Raw genomic sequence first — 16,660 nt, 5'->3', positions numbered from 1 at the left:
ACCTGATACACCGCTATCGCGAGCAGGCTCACTCCTACAGGGGATTTGGGTTGGCAGATAAATCTGTGGGGGCTGGCACCCGCCGGAATTTTTCCCTACGGTGTCTACCTGTTCTCTCCCAGCATCGACGAGGTCCGTTTCATGAGCAATGCGTCTTACGTTCCGCCCAAGGTCTGGAAACAAGAAGCGCCTTCCGGCGGCCACTTCGCCAGCATCAACCGCCCGATCGCCGGGCCGACCCATGACAAAGAGCTGCCGGTCGGCAAGCATCCTTTGCAGCTGTATTCGCTGGCCACGCCCAACGGCGTCAAAGTCACCATCCTGCTCGAAGAGTTGCTCGCGCTCGGGCACAGCGAGGCCGAGTACGACGCGTGGCTGATCCGCATTGGCGAAGGCGATCAGTTCTCCAGCGGTTTTGTCGAAATCAACCCGAACTCGAAGATTCCGGCGCTGCTGGATCGCAGTGTCGAGCCGCCGATCCGGGTGTTCGAGTCCGGCTCGATCCTGCTGTATCTCGCGGAAAAGTTCGGTGCCTTCCTGCCCAAGGATCCGGCCGGTCGTACCGAAACCCTCAACTGGCTGTTCTGGCAAATGGGCTCGGCGCCGTATCTGGGCGGTGGCTTTGGGCATTTCTACGCTTACGCGCCAGAGAAGCTCGAATACCCGATCAATCGCTTCACCATGGAAGCCAAACGGCAACTGGATGTACTCGACCGCCGTCTCGCCGACAACGCCTATCTGGCCGGTGACGACTACACCATCGCCGACATCGCCGTATGGCCCTGGTACGGGCAACTGGTGCGCAACAACGTCTACTCGGCGGCGGAGTTCCTCGCGGCCCATGAGTACACCCATGTACAGCGCTGGGCGGAAGACATCGCCAAGCGCCCGGCGGTCGTACGTGGACAACGGGTGAACCGCACCTGGGGTGATGAAGACAGTCAGGTGCCGGAGCGGCACGGTGCGCAGGATCTGGACTGATTCCAGACACCGCATAACCCTGTGGGAGCGAGCCTGCTCGCGAAAGCGGAGTGTCAGACAACGCATCTGTTGATTGATACACCGCCCTCGCGAGCAGGCTCGCTCCCACTTTTGTTTGAAAAGCCACCAGATCCAATTGTGAAAAAATCATTAACTAACTGAACCGTACGGGTTTATTCCTCCGGAAACTTCCTACATACTAATGCGAATAATTCTTACATGCACTCGCATCAGTTTCGTTTGGGTCATCTTGGGGAAGCAGATAGATGTCGTTTCACACCATCCACCGCCGTTCGAACCTTTCACCTAACCTCCTCGCAATCGCCATCGGCATGGTCAGCATCGCACCTGCCCTCGCCGAAGAAACCGCCCCCACCGCGCCAGCCAATGGCCCGCTGGAACTGCAAGCGACCGAAATCGGCGCTACGCAGATGAGCAGCACCACCGAAGACACGCAGTCCTACACCACCGGCCCGATGCAGACCGCGACCAAGCTGTCGCTGACCATGCGCGAAACGCCGCAGGCGGTAACGGTGATCACGCGGCAGCGCATGGACGACCAGAACATGACCAGCGTCAACGACGTGGTGCGGGGCACGCCGGGGCTGTTCCTCAGCGAGGCCAGCGGCCCGGGTCGGCAGACTTACAAGGCGCGCGGTTTCGACATCGACAACATCATGTACGACGGCCTGCCCAGCTCGTATTCGCCGTTCACACTGGCGGTGCAGCCGAACCTGGCGATGTTCGACCGGGTAGAAATCGTCCGTGGCGCAACCGGTCTGGTCACCGGTGCCGGCAACCCGTCGGCAGCGATCAACATGGTGCGCAAGCGTCCGACCGCCGATCAGCGCGTGACGCTCACCGGCGCCGCCGGCAGCTGGGATGACTACCGTGGCGAAGTCGATGCCTCCAGCCCGCTGAACGAAAGCGGCACGCTGCGTGGCCGTGTGGTGACGTCGTATCAGGGCGCCGACAGTTTCCGCGACAAGGAAGAAAACGATCACGGGCTGTTCTATGCCATCGGTGAAGCGGACCTGAGCGACAGCACCACCGCGACCCTCGGCTTCTCGCGGCAGAACGACCAGACCAACTATTTCTGGGGTGGCCTGCCGATCGGTGAAAACGGTCATCACCTCGACTTGCCCCGCTCCACTTACCCGGGCACCGATTGGGAAAACCGCAAGCTGCAGGTCGATACCGTGTTCGGTGAAGTCGAACACCGGTTCGACAACGACTGGAAACTGCACCTCGGCGGTTCGACTTCAACGCTCGAGGGCGAATTCTCCGGCACATACCTGTCGCGCTACGACGGCCCGCTGGAAACCACCGCCTACCAATCGCACCACACCGACAAGCAACGCGCGTTCGACGGTTTTGCCAGCGGCCCGTTCGAAGCGTTCGGCCGTACACATGAGTTAGTGGTCGGCGCGAGCAATCGTGTCTACGACGCGACCACCAAGGAATACTCGCCCTACGACACAGGCCTGCCGATCGGCGCGCCCAAGCCTGACTTCGTGCGCAGCGGCAAGTCGCGCAACGTCACCACCCAGGACGCGGTTTACCTGACCACACGCTTGAGCCTGGCCGATCCGCTGACACTGATCCTCGGCAGTCGTCTGGACTGGTATGACTACGACGATCGCACTGCCGATGGCGACTTCAAGGTCACCCGCAACCTGACCCGTTATGCGGGCCTGATCTACAAGCTCGACGACCATCACTCGGTCTACGCCAGCTACACCGACATCTTCACCCCGCAAACCCAGAAAGACCTCGGCGGCAAAGTGCTTGAGCCGATCGTCGGTGAAAACTACGAAGTCGGCATCAAGGGCGAATATTTCGACGGTGCCCTGAACGGCAGCGTGGCGGTGTTCCAGATGGACCAGACCAACCGCGCCACCCAGGCGGCGACCCAGCTCGGCTGCCCGGAACTGACCTGCTACGAAACCTCCGGCAAGGTTCGCGCCCAGGGCGTGGACATGGAACTGCAAGGTGCGCTGACCGAGCAATGGCAAGTCGGCGCCGGCTACACCTATACCCGCGCCCACTACATCAAGGACGAAAACCCGGCGAACAACAACCAGAAGTTCGACACCGACATGCCCGAGCACCTGTTCAAGGTCTCCACCGTGTACCGCTTCAAAGGCCCGCTGGAAAAACTGCGGGTGGGCGGCAACGTCTACTGGCAGAGCCGCATGTACAACGACATCGCCCTGGCCAACGGCAGCAGCTATCGCCTGGAACAGGGTGGCTACGCGGTCACCGATCTGATGGCCGGCTACGAGGTCAACAAACACCTCGACCTGCAGGTCAACGCCAACAACATCTTCGATCGCAAGTACTACTCGTCCATCGGTACTGACGTGACGTGGGGCTCGACCGACAACTACGGCACGCCGCGCAGCTACATGATGACGGCCAAGTACAAGTTCTGAGTCGACAGGCTCAGCACGCAGCACGACAGGTGCCGGGAGTTTTCCCGGCGCCCTTTTTTTGCACGTTCATTAGGCATGGCCGGCAATAACCGATAGTCTCTGGCGACACTTTCGCGAAGCGCCGGCCATGCCCCAGACAGATTTCTCCTCCGACCTCCAAGCCATCGGCAGCATTGACGCGGTGCCGGTGATCCTGAGCATGGTCAAGCATACGACCGGCATGCGATTCGCCGCTGTAGCGCGGGTCACCGAGAGCAAGTGGATCGCTTGCGCCGTGGATGACTCGATAGACTTCGGCCTGTTGCCCGGCGGCGAACTGGTACTGGAATCGACGATTTGTCATGAGATCCGTCAGCACCATCAGCCGGTGATCTTCGGCCATGCCAGCCAGCACCCGGTTTTCTCCACGCACCACACGCCGAAAACCTATGGTCTGGAAAGCTACGTTTCGATTCCGATCATCAAGGCCAATGGCGAGTTTTTTGGCACACTCTGCGCCATTGATTCGGTTCCGGCGAACCTCGACGACCCGGCCATCGAAAAGACCCTTACCCTCTTCGCCCAACTGATCGCCATGAGCCTGGATACCCAAGGTCATCTGCACGCAACCAGAACCGCCCTGGCCGATGCCAACGAGATGGGCCGTCTGCGCGAGCAATTCATTGCGGTGCTAGGCCACGATTTGCGCACGCCACTGAGCGCCATTCGCATGAGTGCCGACCTGCTCGAAAGCAAGGCCGAGGACAAGCGCTCGCGCACGCTGCTGTCGGCGATCCGCACCAGCTCGGTACGCATGGGCGTGTTGATCGAAAACATTCTCGACTTCGCTCGAGGCCGGCTCGGCAGCGGAATTCCGGTGCAGCGCAAACTGGTCGATGACTTGCAGCAAACGCTGCGCCAGACCCTGGACGAGATCCAGGTGGCGTACCCGCAGGCGCAGTTCATTGATTCGCTTGAAGTGCCGACCGGGGTCTATTGCGACCCGCTGCGCATCAGCCAGCTGTTGTCGAACCTGCTGGGCAACGCCGTGACCCATGGCTCGACGGCCGAGCCGATCGTGCTCAAGGCGTATGCCGAGGGCGACGAGATGGTCATTTCCCTGACCAACCAGGGCGCGCCGATTCCGCCGGCGCTGATGCCGCTGCTGTTCGAACCGTTCTCGCGTTCCGAAGCGGGTCAGCGCAACGAAGGGCTGGGGCTGGGCTTGTACATTGCCGGGCAAATTGCCAATGCGCACAACGGCACTTTGAGCGTCACCTCCGACAGCAAAGCAGGCACCTGTTTCGTCGCGCGCTTCCCTGCGCGCTTCAAGTGGGTCTGAGCGCCGCTCAGGTGTTCAACGGCGTCTGCGGCGTGTCCGGGTTGAGCTGGCGCCGACGGAACTGCCCCGGCGGCTGGCCATGAATCTGGCGAAAGCGTCGGGAGAAATAGGCCTCGTCGGCGAACCCGCACAAGCGCGCCACCTCGCCCACCGAGCGCGTGCTGTTGAGCAAAAAATTGCGCGCTGCGTGCATGCGCCGCTCCAGCACCAGCTCGGTGAACGTCTTGCCGATCTCCTTGCGCAGCCAGTGCGTCAGGTAGGTCGGTGACAGATAGGTCGCAGCGGCGACTTTGATCAGGTTGAGATCAGGATCGGCGATGTTCTTCCGCAAATATTCGAACATCCGGCTCAGGGCGTCGCGACGGCTGTTCTCGGCGGCATTCTCTTCCGCCAGACGCTTGAGCGGTTCGGCATAGAGAAAACACACGCTGCCAATCATCTGCAGCAACAGCCCCTTGAGCATTTCCCGCGTGCCGAACTGTCGGTTCTCATCGAGTGCACGCATCTGCTCGATCAAACCGCAGACCTGAGCGAAATCCTCATCGCCCAGAATGAAATCCAGATGCTCCTGAAAGCGGAACGGCGACAGCTCCGGCGCCAGCAGGATCGACACTTCTTCCAGATCCATCGGGTCGCATTGCAAATGCGGCAAGAGGAACGTCTGGGAAAAGTTGATGACGATGAAATTGCTGTCCTCGGGATGCGGAATTACATGCACGCGATGGGGCAGGATGAACGCCAGGGTGTTGCGCGGGAACGGCCGCTGCACGCTGCCGATGTGCTGCACGGTGTCGCCACCGAGGTTGATCTGGATCTGGAAGTACTCGTGCCGGTGAGGCGCGGTTTCAGCGCGCCGACCCTTTTTGTCGCGAATGTAGAAATCGGTCAATTCGCTGCGCTGCTGCATGACGTAGGTCGGAATACGGCTGGGTGAAGACACGGGCGTGAGGTCCTCCGGGCAGTGAGGTGGCGCCTGTCATCTTGCAGGGTTGAGCGGTATGCGGCAATGAGTCATACGATGACAATGGGTTTTATGAGACAAGCCTCGCGACGCGCCTGTCCAAAAACTGAATTGCTATCGAAATGCAGATAACCGTTATTGATCAAGTGATTAAGATGACTATGTGATCCTTTTTATCAAGAAAAATCGTATTTATTTTTTTGGACAGGTTCGCCCAATCCCCATTTTTGAAGAAAAAACGTTCTAACCCGCCGGTTGATTTAGAACCGTTGTACGACCACTGTGATGACAACGCAGCCCAACCTCTTTCAAAAACAATCAAAGGTGCGCACGTCATGATTCTGCTATTCCCCCTCGCCGCCCAGCCCGACCGTCCCTTCAAGTCAATCGCAGAAAGACGTTCCTGAACGTCTGAAACCCGCGCTGCAAGCCGTTCGATCGCCTTGCCCCACACGTTGCGGGCAACGGCGTCGGCTGCTCGAAAAATCTCGACTCTTCTAACAATAACGAGGTCTCCGCATGTCCAACTCCCATTCTTCCAGTGCCACGGTGCCGCCGGTGATTGCCGGCGCACGCGATGCCGTCTCGTCGCAGCGCCTGCCCACCCGGCGGCGCTGGTTCATGCTTTCGCTGCTGCTGATTGCGACGATCATCAATTACATCGACCGGGTGAACATCTCGATTGCCGCGCCGTTCATGGCCAAGGACCTGGGCCTGGACAAGATCGAAATGGGCCTGATCTTTTCCGCCTTCGCCTGGACCTATGCCTTGGCGCTGGTGCCGGCGGGATTTATCGCCGACCGGTTTGGCTCGCGCTTCACCTACGGCGTGTCGCTGATCAGTTGGTCGACCGTTACCGTTTGCCAAGGATTCGCCAGCGGTTTTGCTTCGCTGTTCGGCCTGCGTCTGGCGGTCGGCGCCATGGAAGCCCCGGCCTTCCCGGCCAACAGCCGTGCCGTAACGGTGTGGTTTCCGGCGCGGGAACGCGGGCTGGCCAGCAGCATCTACGTGTGCGGCCAGTACCTCGGCACGGCGCTGTTCACCGGCGCGCTGCTGTGGCTGGCGACCACCTTCGACTGGCGCCACGTGTTCTACAGCACCGGCGCACTGGGCATTGTCTTCGGTGTGCTGTGGCTGTACCTGTATCGCGATCCGCTGAACTGCAAGAAAGTCAGCCAGGAGGAGTTGAAGTACATCGAAACCGGCGGCGGTCTGGTCAAGAGCAGTCAGGAACGCACCCGTTTCAACTGGCGGCAGATTGCCGAGCTGTTCAGTTATCGGCAGATCTGGGCGATCTGCATCGGCAAATTCGCCAGCACCTCGGCGCTGTATTTCTTCCTCACCTGGTTCCCGACTTACCTGATCGAAGAACGCAAATTGACCATGATCAAGGCCGGGATCTTCGCCGTACTGCCCTTCGTCGGTGCGACGGTGGGAATTCTGCTGGCTGGCATCGTTTCCGACCTGTTGATCCGTCGCGGCTACTCGATGTCGTTTGCGCGCAAGCTGCCGCTGGTGGTCGGCTCGATGCTGGGCATGTCGATCGTGCTGGTGAATTTCACCGACTCCAACCTGATCTGCATCGCCGTGCTGACCATCGCCTTCTTCGCCCAAGGTATCGCGTCATCGTCCTGGGCGGCGGTCTCGGAAGTAGCGCCGAAAGAGCTGATCGGCCTCACCGGCGGCATCACCAGCCTTGCGGCGAACATCGGTGGCATCGTCACGCCGATCGTGATCGGCGCCATCGTCCACGCCACCGGCACCTTCGCCTATGCCTTCTGGTTCATTGGCGGCGTGGCGCTGATCGGCACGCTCTCCTACTCGTTGTTGCTCGGACGCCTGTATCGCATCGAACTGAAGGTGCGCTGAGCGGAAAAACCCGGATTTGTCCAAACGCAGGCGGCTTTCGTCCAACTTCGCCGACGCCAGCCGCCGTACGCTGCCCTTTCAAACAGGATGACCCGCAGGATGAACATGACCGAATACGTCTTTACCCCGGATCTGCCCGTAACCCTGCCGGTACTCGGCAGCGAACAACGCTTCCCCGTTGGCCGGGTGTTCTGTGTCGGGCGCAACTACCCGTGGCCGGACACTCAAGGCCATTCGCGCCAGCCACCGGTGTTCTTCATGAAACCGGCCAGTTGCGTGGTTGATGCCGTCGGCGACGTGGCCTTCCCCTCGGTGTGCGAGGACTTCGTTCACGAAATCGAACTGGTCGTCGCTATCGGTGAAGGGGGTGCCAACATTCCTGAAGATCAGGCTCTGGCCTACGTCTGGGGCTACGCCGCCGGTCTCGACCTGACTCGCCGCGACGTGCAACGCGCGGCCAAGAGCAACGGCTTGCCGTGGGAAGGCGCCAAGGTGTTCGACGGCGCCGCGCCGATGACCGCCGTCGTCCCGGTGAGCCGCTCCGGCCATCCCGAGGGCGAGTTGTGGCTGAACGTCAACGGCGAAGAACGCCAGCGTGACAACCTCGACAGCCAGATCTGGTCGGTCAGCGAAATGATCAGCCGCATCTCGCAATCCGTGGCCCTGCGCGCCGGCGACCTGATCATGACCGGCAGCCCCGCCGGCGTCGACAGCCTGCAACCGGGCGACGTGATCAGCGCTGGCATCGACGGCATCGGTCAATTGCAAATGCGCGTCGGGCCACGGCCCTGATCCGGCGAATTCTGAGACAAGGAGAACAACAATATGACCACCCCTTTGAAAGTCGCGCTGGTCACCGGCGCCGGCAGTGGCATCGGCCGCGCCGTGGCGCTGGGCCTGATGGCCGATGGATTCACTCTCGTGCTCGCCGGCCGCCGGCCCGAGCCGTTGCAAGCACTGGTCGAACTGGCGCAGAGCCAAGGTCATCAAGCACTCGCGGTACCCACTGACGTGCGTGATGCGGCCAGTGTCGACGTGCTGTTTGCGACGATTGCCGAGGTCTACGGCCGCCTCGATGTGGTCTTCAACAACGCCGGGGTCAATGCCCCCGCCGTGCCGCTAGATGAACTGACGTTCGAGCAATGGCGCAACGTGATCGACACCAACCTCAACGGCGTCTTCCTCTGCGCCCGTGGCGCGTTCGGACTGATGCGCAAACAGCAGCCTCAAGGCGGTCGGATCATCAACAACGGTTCGATTTCCGCACACACACCGCGCCCGTTCAGCAGCGCCTACACCGCGAGCAAACACGCCGTGCTCGGCCTGACCAAATCCCTGGCACTGGACGGCCGCGAATTCAACATCGCCTGCAGCCAGATCGACATCGGCAATGCCCTGACGGAAATGTCGGTGCGCATGACTAAAGGCGTGCGCCAGGCCAACGGCAGCATCGCCGTCGAGCCAATGGTCGACGTCAAACATGTCGCCGATGCGGTGCGCTACATCGCCGGCCTGCCGCTGTCGGCCAACGTCCTGAACATGACCGTCATGGCCAGCGCCATGCCGTTTGCCGGCCGCGGTTGAGCCGGCCTTTTTATTGCGTAACGAGGTAGCCATGAAGCCAGAAATCCTGCAACTGAGCCCGATCCTGATCCCGCAAATCAACGCGCGCCTGGAAGAACTGTTCACCGTACGCCGCTACTTCCAGCAGACAGACAAGCCCGCTTATATAGAGGAACACGGCGCCAACATCCGCGGCGTCATCACCGGCGGCCACACCGGCATCAGCCAGGCGCTGATGGCGCAACTGCCAAACCTGGAAGTGGTCGCGGTCAACGGCGTTGGCACCGACGCCGTCGACCTCGCCTACGCCCGCGACCGCGGCATCCGCGTCACCGCCACCATCGGCGCCCTCACCGAAGACGTCGCCGACCTCGCCATCGGCCTGCTCATCTCGGTCTGCCGCGGCCTGTGCACCAGCGACCGCTACGTACGCTCCGGCCAATGGCCGCAAAGCCCAACCCCCCTCGCGCCCCTGCCCCTGGCCCGACAAGTCTCCGGCATGCGCATCGGCATCGTCGGCATGGGCCGCGTCGGCCGCGCCATCGCCACCCGCGCCGCCGCCTTCAGCTGCCCGATCAGCTACACCGATCTGCACCCCATGAGCGACGTCCCCCACACCTTCGTCGCCGACCTCAAACAACTGGCCCGCGACAGCGACGCCCTGATCCTCGCCGCTGCGGCGGACAAGGGCGAAGCGATTATCGACGCGCAAGTGCTGCAGGCGCTGGGCAAGGACGGTTACCTAGTCAACGTCGCCCGGGGCAAACTGGTGAACGAAACGGATCTGGTCGCCGCCCTTGCGGCTGGCGAGATTGCCGGGGCTGGGCTGGATGTGTTCGTCGACGAACCGAACGTGCCAGAAGTTTTGTTTGGCAACGAACAGGTGGTGCTGCAACCGCATCGGGCGAGTGCAACATTGCAGACGCGTACGCGGATGGGGGAAATGGTGGTGGCGAGTCTGGTAGATACGTTTGCGGGAAAAGTGCCGGCTGGGTGTGTGACTGGGTGAACGGGTTCCGGAGCGCTGTTCGTGATCGCGGCACACACCGCCTTCGCGAGCAGGCTCGCTCCCACAGGTTTGATTGCGTACATTCAGTGAGAAATGGGGCGTCTGTCAGGCCGCCTTCGCTGGAAAGCCAGCTCCCACAGGTTTCTGTGGCGTGGACAGGAATTGGCCAACACCCAACGTCCAATGCAGGCTTGCTCTCAACAGAAAAGCAAAAGCAAAGGCCAGATCAAAAGATCGCAGCCTTCGGCAGCTCCTACAAACAATGAGCGCAAGCTCGAGTCCCGCTTTTGATCCTGGAGCCCGTCGGCAGGCTGAGCGGAGGGATTGATCCGGGCGTGGGAGCGTAGCGACCGTACGACGCAGTCGGACACAGCGAGTGTAGGTGCAGCGAAGCAAACCGGAGCCGCTGCGCCAGGATCGATCCCGCAGCGAAGGAACCCCGAGCCTAAGCGAGCGGGCCGAACGTCAGGGCACAGACCTTTGGTTACTTTGGGGCGTCTGCCAAAGTGACCCGCTGTAAGAGCGGAACCATAAGAAGCCGTTACCGCAGAAACGGATATACACCCAAACCCAAAAGGAGCATGGTCGGCCCAAAGGCCGCCAAGCCCCCAAAAAAAACCCCACAACCGGAAAACCAGTGTGGGGCCAAAAAATTGGTTGGTTGCGGCCAACCAAAGGAGCTCTGTAAAAAACCACCCAAGCGCTCAGATCAAATGCAATCCTGAGCCGCCCGCTCAAAACTCGACGGCAACAAATTCGACGCCAGCAAACGCCGCTCATAAATGAACACCTTGCCACCCTTGCCCGCCTTGTAGGCCTCCAGCACGTTATCCGCCGACACCTTGCTCGGCACCACAATCCGATAACTGCGCTGACTCTGCGAAACCGTCGGATTCAACGCACTGCCCTGCAACTTCGGCACCACACACTCAGCGTATTGCGCAGGCGTCTTGCTGGTCTGCAACGTCAGGGTCGGATCGTTCGGCGCCGAAGCACAACCAGCGAGCAACAGGGAAGCCAAAGCCATGGCAGGCACGAATAAAGCACGCATCCGGGGGTAATCCTGAAAATAAAGGTTCGGTTCAACCGGCAACGGTTCGACTTCACGGCATCGCCGCTGCCATTCAATTTTTTTTGAGAATCAGCTCGAGGCCACCAAGGCCTTGAGCGATACATCGAATTGCTTCAGCGCGTCGAGTTGCAGGTCACGCTGCTGATTGATCTGTGCAGCGACTTGCGGCGCCGCCTGGTTGTGCACCCAGACCGAAGGCAGCTCTCGCTCGATCGCTCCTTCGGCCTTGCCGATGTATTGCAGATCGGCGTCGTAGAACCGCGCGGAAAAGCGCGCCTCGACCAGACTGTTGCGCTGGGTCAGCAAGCGATTGAAGGTGTCGAGCTTGACCACCACATCCGGATGGGCCTGCACCAGCGCATCGAGATTGTCGTAAACAGTCACCGAGACGAACTGCTGCTGCAGCGAACTCACCAGCCAGTCGAGCGCCAGTTCCGGATCGGAGCTGCCGACAAAGGCGTCGCGGATTCGCGAGTCCAGCGCGTCTTTCGCGCCGTTCAGCGCCATGTCGTGGTAGCGCTCCAGGTATTGCAGGTTCTGCAGCGTGTTTTCGCTGAGCAATACACCCACGGTCTGCGTGTGCTGCAACGCCGAGGTGCTGGCGGCGATGGGTTGCAGGTGACACGACCGGGCGTCGTCTGCGTAAGCCGGTGCGGTCACCAACCCGCCCATCAGCAGGGCGATCATTGCCAGTCGAGTCAGAATGTTCATCGCGCAATTTCCTTGAGCTGCGTCTTCGATGGAGGCGATTTTCCGCCGATCGCCGGCAAAGCAGAACTTGCGTTTCTTGATGGTCACTATTACTTCCAGCAATAGTTGCGTGCCACGCAGACTGATGCACACTGGACCTACCAAAAAAAATGATGAGGGTCTCGCCTTGAGAACGTTTGATCTGATCCGTGACGCCGTGCTGCCCGAATATCGCGAGCGGGTGGCGGAATACCTGGTCCAGTACGAAACCGTGCTGCTGGACAAAAACACCGACGATGCGCAATTGATTCGCGACACTGCACACCAACTGCGCGGTTACCTGCGCGGGCTCAATACCACGCGGGTGCTGGGCATGGCCTACTGGGAAGAGCTCGATCGCCGTGTTGTCGACACCTGGCTACGCCCGCAAGAGTGAATGCTGGAGCGCCAGTGGTCTGCCCGGCAAAGCTTCCCCTGCGAAAAACCTGACCAAACGCTTACAATCGCAGGCCTATTGCCATACAGACAGGCCTGCCCGGAAATGCCGCTCGACCCGCCAACGATGCTGACCATCACGATCGCCCTCGCAGCCGCTGCCGCGCTGTACCTGGCGGTCGAGTGGCGCAGTATCCGTGAGCCTTCGCTACTGTTCTGGAGCGCCGGTTTCGCCACCATCACTATCGGTTCAACCCTCGCCCTGCTGCGCAGCAGTGGTTTTCTGCTGCTGGGCATCTGGTTCGCCAACGGCCTGCTGGTGACCGCACACTTCTTTTTCCTGCTCGGCGTAGCACGCTTCACCCAGGCCCGACTGTCGCCGGCGTGGTACCTGATTTTCGCGACGTGGCTGATCATGCTGTTATTGCCGGACGGGCCGCTGTGGTCCAAAGCCATGCTGGTGGCCAACTCGCTGCTGGTGGCGATTCCCACACTCAAGGCCAGTTCGCTGCTGCGTCCGCACGGCAAATCATTGAGCGTCGGCGCGGTGCAATTGCGTTATGTGCTGCTCGGCCACGGCATCTTTTATGTCGCCAAGGCCCTGACCGTAGTGATCCCCGGCACGCTGATCGATCTGGCGGCGTTTCGCGGCGAGATCATTCAGATCTCGCTGGTCGAAGGCGCCATGGCGATCATGCTGATCGCCCTGTCGATGACCGGCACCGAACGTTATCGCCGGGAAAAGCAGATCGCCCGCCTCGCCGAGCGCGATCCGCTCACCGCCCTCTACAACCGCCGCGCCCTGGAAAAACGCACGCCACGCCTGCTGGCCGGAGTTTGCGCGCAACGCCCGGGTGCGCTGTTATTGATCGATATCGACAACTTCAAACTGGTCAACGATCAGTACGGGCACATCGCCGGCGACCGCTTGCTGATCGCCTTGAGCGAAATGATCCGCGCCCGGCTGCCGGCCCATGCGCTGACCGCGCGCCTGGGCGGCGATGAATTCCTGATGCTGCTCAACAACGCTTCAGCCGAAGCTATTCTTGAACTGGGCAATGCCTTGCGCGAACAGTTTCTGGCCTTGGCGTCGCACACCTATCCCACGTCTGCTGCGGTGACCCTGAGCATCGGCGCTACCCTGTTCGACAGACCACCGGCCAGTCTGGATGCGCTGATCGAACTGGGCGACGCCGCGCTCTACGAGTCCAAACGCGGCGGCCGCAATCGCTTGCGCCTGTCCGGCCTTGCCACCCCAGGATGATCCCCGCCATGTCCAGCCACGACACCCCACTGCAAGACCTCGCCGCCCCCGAAGGCGTTTGCTACGGCTGCGGGGGCCGCAACCCGCATGGCCTGCACGTCAAAAGCCGCTGGGACGACGACGGCCGCCATGTGATCGCCGAACACCTGCCTGAAGCCCAATACTGCGGCTGGCCGGATCTGGTTTACGGCGGACTGATCGCCATGCTGGTCGACTGTCACTCGAACTGGACCGCGATGGCCTGGCACTACCGCGCGGAAAACCGCGAAGCCGGCAGCCTGCCGCGCATCGACTGCGTCACGGGCAACCTCGGGATCAAGTTCATCAAGCCCACACCGATGGGCGTACCGCTGCTCTTGCGCGCGCGGGTCGAAGGTGAGGTCGGGCGCAAGACCCGGGTGATTTGCGAGGTGTATGCAGGGGAAGTACTGACGGCGGTGGGCGATTCAGTGTTTGTGCGGGTGGATACGGGGCAGTTGGCGGATGCGGCGCATGGCCGCTAAAGCCAAAGCCCCTCACCCTAGCCCTCTCCCAAAGGGAGAGGGAACTGACCGAGGTGTCTTGTGGAAATACGCCGACCTGGGAAACCGAGTCGAACTCAAATTCTGAAAAGCTTGAAAATCGGCTCCCTCTCCCTCGGGAGAGGGCTGGGGTGAGGGGCTGCGGTTCAAGCCACGCAGCCATACTCAAGCCGAAAGCGAAACGTTCTGAGCCAGCTCTTCAACGCGACAAAGCCGCCACACCCGCCCGCGCCGCATGGAGCTTTTTATAGCTCTCGATCAAGCGCAAATGCCGATCCAGCCCTTCCAGCTTCATGCTCGTCGGCGTCAAACCGTAAAAGCGCACGCTGCCATTCACCGAACCGATCGCCGCATCCATACGCTCGTCACCGAACATCCGGCGGAAATTGGCCTCGTAATCTTCCAGCGCCAGATCTTCATCCAGCTCCATCTCCAGCACCACGTTGACCGCCTGATAGAACAAGCCGCGCTCAACGGTGTTGTCGTTGTATTGCAGGAACGCCTCCACCAGATCCTTGGCGTCGTCAAACTTTTGCAACGCGAGGTAGATCAGCAAGCGCAGTTCCAGGATCGTCAGCTTGCCCCACGGCGTGTTGTCGTCGAACTCGATGCCGATCAGCGTAGTGATATCGGTGTAGTCGTCCTGCTCGCTGCGTTCCAGGCCCTGGACCAGATTGCGCAGGCCAACCTTGCTGAGGTTGTGCAAATTGAGGATGTCGGCGCGAAATTGCAGGGCTTTGTTGGTGTTGTCCCAGATCAGGTCTTCGATCGGGTAGATCTCCGAATAATCCGGCACGAGGATGCGGCAGGCCTTGGCGCCGATGTGCTCGTAGACCGCCATGTAGACTTCCTTGCCCATGTCTTCGAGGATGCCGAACAGGGTCGCGGCTTCTTCGGCGTTGGAGTTTTCGCCCTGGCCGGAGAAGTCCCACTCGACGAATTCGAAGTCTGGTTTGGCACTGAAGAAGCGCCACGACACCACACCGCTGGAGTCGATGAAGTGCTCGACGAAGTTGTTCGGCTCAGTGACCGCCTGCCCGGAGAATGTCGGCTGCGGCAAGTCATTGAGGCCTTCGAAACTGCGGCCCTGCAACAGTTCGGTCAGGCTGCGTTCCAGCGCGACTTCCAGGCTCGGGTGCGCGCCGAATGAGGCGAAAACGCCGCCGGTGCGCGGGTTCATCAGGGTCACGCACATCACCGGGAATTCACCGCCCAGCGAGGCGTCCTTGACCAGCACCGGGAAGCCCTGCTCTTCCAGGCCTTTGATGCCGGCGAGGATGCTCGGGTATTTCTCCAGCACTTCCTGCGGCACATCCGGCAGGGCCATTTCGCCTTCGAGGATTTCGCGTTTGACTGCACGCTCGAAAATCTCCGACAGGCACTGCACCTGCGCCTCGGCCAGGGTGTTGCCGGCGCTCATGCCGTTGCTCAGGTAGAGGTTTTCAATCAGGTTGGACGGGAAGTACACCACTTCGCCGTCCGACTGGCGCACGAACGGCAGCGAGCAGATGCCACGCTGGGTGTTGCCGGAGTTGGTGTCGTACAGGTGCGACCCGCGCAACTCACCGTCGCGGTTGTAAATGCCGAGGGTGTAGTCGTCGAGAATCTCGCTGGGCAGCTCGTCTTTCGGGCCGGGCTTGAACCATTTCTCGTCCGGGTAATGCACAAACTCGGCATTGGCGATGTCTTCGCCCCAGAACTGGTCGTTGTAGAAGAAGTTGCAGTTCAGGCGCTCGATGAACTCGCCCAGCGCCGAAGCCAGTGCGCCTTCCTTGGTCGCGCCTTTACCGTTGGTGAAGCACATCGGCGAATGTGCGTCGCGAATATGCAGCGACCAGACGTTCGGCACGATGTTGCGCCAAGAGGCAATTTCGATCTTCATGCCGAGGTCGGCAAGGATCTTCGACATGTTGGCGATGGTCTGTTCCAGCGGCAGGTCCTTGCCGGCAATGTAGGTGCCCGCTTGGGAATCGGACTGCGGCATCAACAAGGCCTGGGCATCGGCGTCGAGGTTGTCGACTTCTTCGATGATGAACTCGGGGCCGGTCTGCACCACTTTCTTTACGGTGCAGCGGTCGATGGAACGAAGGATGCCCTGGCGATCCTTGTCGGAGATGTCTGCGGGCAATTCCACCTGAATCTTGAAGATCTGGTTGTAGCGGTTTTCCGGGTCGACGATGTTGTTCTGCGACAGGCGAATGTTCTCTGTCGGGATGTTGCGCGTGTCGCAGTACAGCTTGACGAAGTAAGCCGCGCACAAGGCCGACGACGCCAGGAAGTAGTCGAACGGCCCCGGTGCCGAGCCATCGCCCTTGTAGCGGATGGGCTGATCGGCGATCACCGTGAAGTCGTCGAACTTGGCTTCAAGTCGAAGGTTGTCGAGAAAGTTGACCTTGATTTCCATGCGGGATTACCAGAATACGGCTAAACGAATGGCGGCCATTATCCGGTTTTTGTGCGGGAAGTCTCGCCCTTTCGGGATTCGCCGCTGGCCGGCGATGCTGGAAATCCCGTGGGATTCGCTACACTTTGAACAAAT

Annotated in this window: 14 protein-coding genes; 10 read left to right on the top strand and 4 right to left on the bottom strand. The window is 60.7% G+C overall.

What is annotated here, in order from left to right; translation table 11 throughout:
* The first annotated feature begins 141 nt into the window (after positions 1–141).
* The 3 genes from yghU (at position 142) to DCO47_RS14105 (ending at position 4,737) form a co-directional block, all read left to right on the top strand.
* Positions 142–981: a glutathione-dependent disulfide-bond oxidoreductase gene (yghU, locus tag DCO47_RS14120; protein ID WP_116658302.1), complete on the top strand. Its 840-nt coding sequence runs from the start codon at positions 142–144 to the stop codon at positions 979–981.
* 266 nt (positions 982–1,247) lie between these two features.
* Complete coding sequence (locus DCO47_RS14110; protein WP_042610298.1) at positions 1,248–3,416, top strand: TonB-dependent siderophore receptor; 2,169 nt, start codon at positions 1,248–1,250, stop codon at positions 3,414–3,416.
* A 127-nt stretch (positions 3,417–3,543) separates the two neighbouring features.
* On the top strand, positions 3,544–4,737 hold the full coding sequence (locus DCO47_RS14105) for a GAF domain-containing sensor histidine kinase (protein ID WP_116658301.1): 1,194 nt from the start codon (positions 3,544–3,546) through the stop codon (positions 4,735–4,737).
* Positions 4,738–4,744: 7 nt separating this feature from the next.
* Here DCO47_RS14105 and DCO47_RS14100 read toward each other — a convergent pair whose 3' ends face one another.
* Complete coding sequence (locus tag DCO47_RS14100) at positions 4,745–5,644, bottom strand: AraC family transcriptional regulator (protein ID WP_116658300.1); 900 nt, start codon at positions 5,642–5,644, stop codon at positions 4,745–4,747.
* A gap of 573 nt (positions 5,645–6,217) precedes the next feature.
* On the opposite strand from DCO47_RS14100, the gene DCO47_RS14095 reads away from it, so the two are divergent.
* From DCO47_RS14095 to DCO47_RS14080, 4 genes are all read left to right on the top strand, one after another.
* Positions 6,218–7,567, top strand: a complete 1,350-nt coding sequence (locus tag DCO47_RS14095) for an MFS transporter (protein ID WP_042610295.1) — start codon at positions 6,218–6,220, stop codon at positions 7,565–7,567.
* Between the two features lie 99 nt (positions 7,568–7,666).
* Positions 7,667–8,359, top strand: a complete 693-nt coding sequence (locus DCO47_RS14090) for a fumarylacetoacetate hydrolase family protein (RefSeq protein ID WP_116658299.1) — start codon at positions 7,667–7,669, stop codon at positions 8,357–8,359.
* A gap of 33 nt (positions 8,360–8,392) precedes the next feature.
* Positions 8,393–9,151 (top strand): SDR family oxidoreductase, encoded by a 759-nt coding sequence (locus DCO47_RS14085; protein ID WP_042610293.1) that lies wholly within the window; start codon positions 8,393–8,395, stop codon positions 9,149–9,151.
* A 31-nt stretch (positions 9,152–9,182) separates the two neighbouring features.
* Positions 9,183–10,139 carry a 2-hydroxyacid dehydrogenase gene (locus tag DCO47_RS14080; RefSeq protein ID WP_083352955.1) on the top strand — a complete coding sequence of 319 codons (957 nt, stop codon included), beginning with the start codon at positions 9,183–9,185 and terminating at the stop codon, positions 10,137–10,139.
* 709 nt (positions 10,140–10,848) lie between these two features.
* Here DCO47_RS14080 and DCO47_RS14075 read toward each other — a convergent pair.
* Entirely contained in the window at positions 10,849–11,190 is a 342-nt protein-coding gene (locus DCO47_RS14075) for a hypothetical protein (RefSeq protein WP_116658298.1), read from the bottom strand.
* A gap of 90 nt (positions 11,191–11,280) precedes the next feature.
* The gene (locus tag DCO47_RS14070) at positions 11,281–11,922 is read right to left on the bottom strand and encodes a class II glutamine amidotransferase (RefSeq protein WP_083354321.1); all 642 of its coding nucleotides are present in this window, start codon (positions 11,920–11,922) and stop codon (positions 11,281–11,283) included.
* A 166-nt stretch (positions 11,923–12,088) separates the two neighbouring features.
* Here DCO47_RS14070 and DCO47_RS14065 point away from each other — a divergent pair, with 166 nt between their 5' ends.
* The 3 genes from DCO47_RS14065 to DCO47_RS14055 all read left to right on the top strand — a co-directional run bounded on the left by DCO47_RS14065 (position 12,089) and on the right by DCO47_RS14055 (position 14,103).
* On the top strand, positions 12,089–12,337 hold the full coding sequence (locus DCO47_RS14065; RefSeq protein ID WP_042610412.1) for a hypothetical protein: 249 nt from the start codon (positions 12,089–12,091) through the stop codon (positions 12,335–12,337).
* Positions 12,338–12,442: 105 nt separating this feature from the next.
* Positions 12,443–13,600 carry a GGDEF domain-containing protein gene (locus tag DCO47_RS14060; RefSeq protein WP_042610289.1) on the top strand — a complete coding sequence of 386 codons (1,158 nt, stop codon included), beginning with the start codon at positions 12,443–12,445 and terminating at the stop codon, positions 13,598–13,600.
* Between the two features lie 8 nt (positions 13,601–13,608).
* On the top strand, positions 13,609–14,103 hold the full coding sequence (locus DCO47_RS14055) for a PaaI family thioesterase (protein WP_064361820.1): 495 nt from the start codon (positions 13,609–13,611) through the stop codon (positions 14,101–14,103).
* A gap of 217 nt (positions 14,104–14,320) precedes the next feature.
* On the opposite strand, the gene DCO47_RS14050 is transcribed toward DCO47_RS14055, so the two are convergent.
* A complete protein-coding gene (locus DCO47_RS14050) occupies positions 14,321–16,525 on the bottom strand; it encodes an OsmC domain/YcaO domain-containing protein (protein ID WP_116658297.1) in 2,205 nt (734 codons plus the stop codon).
* Positions 16,526–16,660 lie beyond the last annotated feature (135 nt).

The sequence above is a fragment of the Pseudomonas sp. NDM genome, from assembly GCF_003105095.1.
GTDB classification, from domain to species: Bacteria; Pseudomonadota; Gammaproteobacteria; order Pseudomonadales; family Pseudomonadaceae; genus Aquipseudomonas; species Aquipseudomonas moraviensis_A.
The sequence above is the reverse complement of the archived record's forward strand: the minus strand, read 5'-3'. Positions and strand labels throughout refer to the sequence as shown.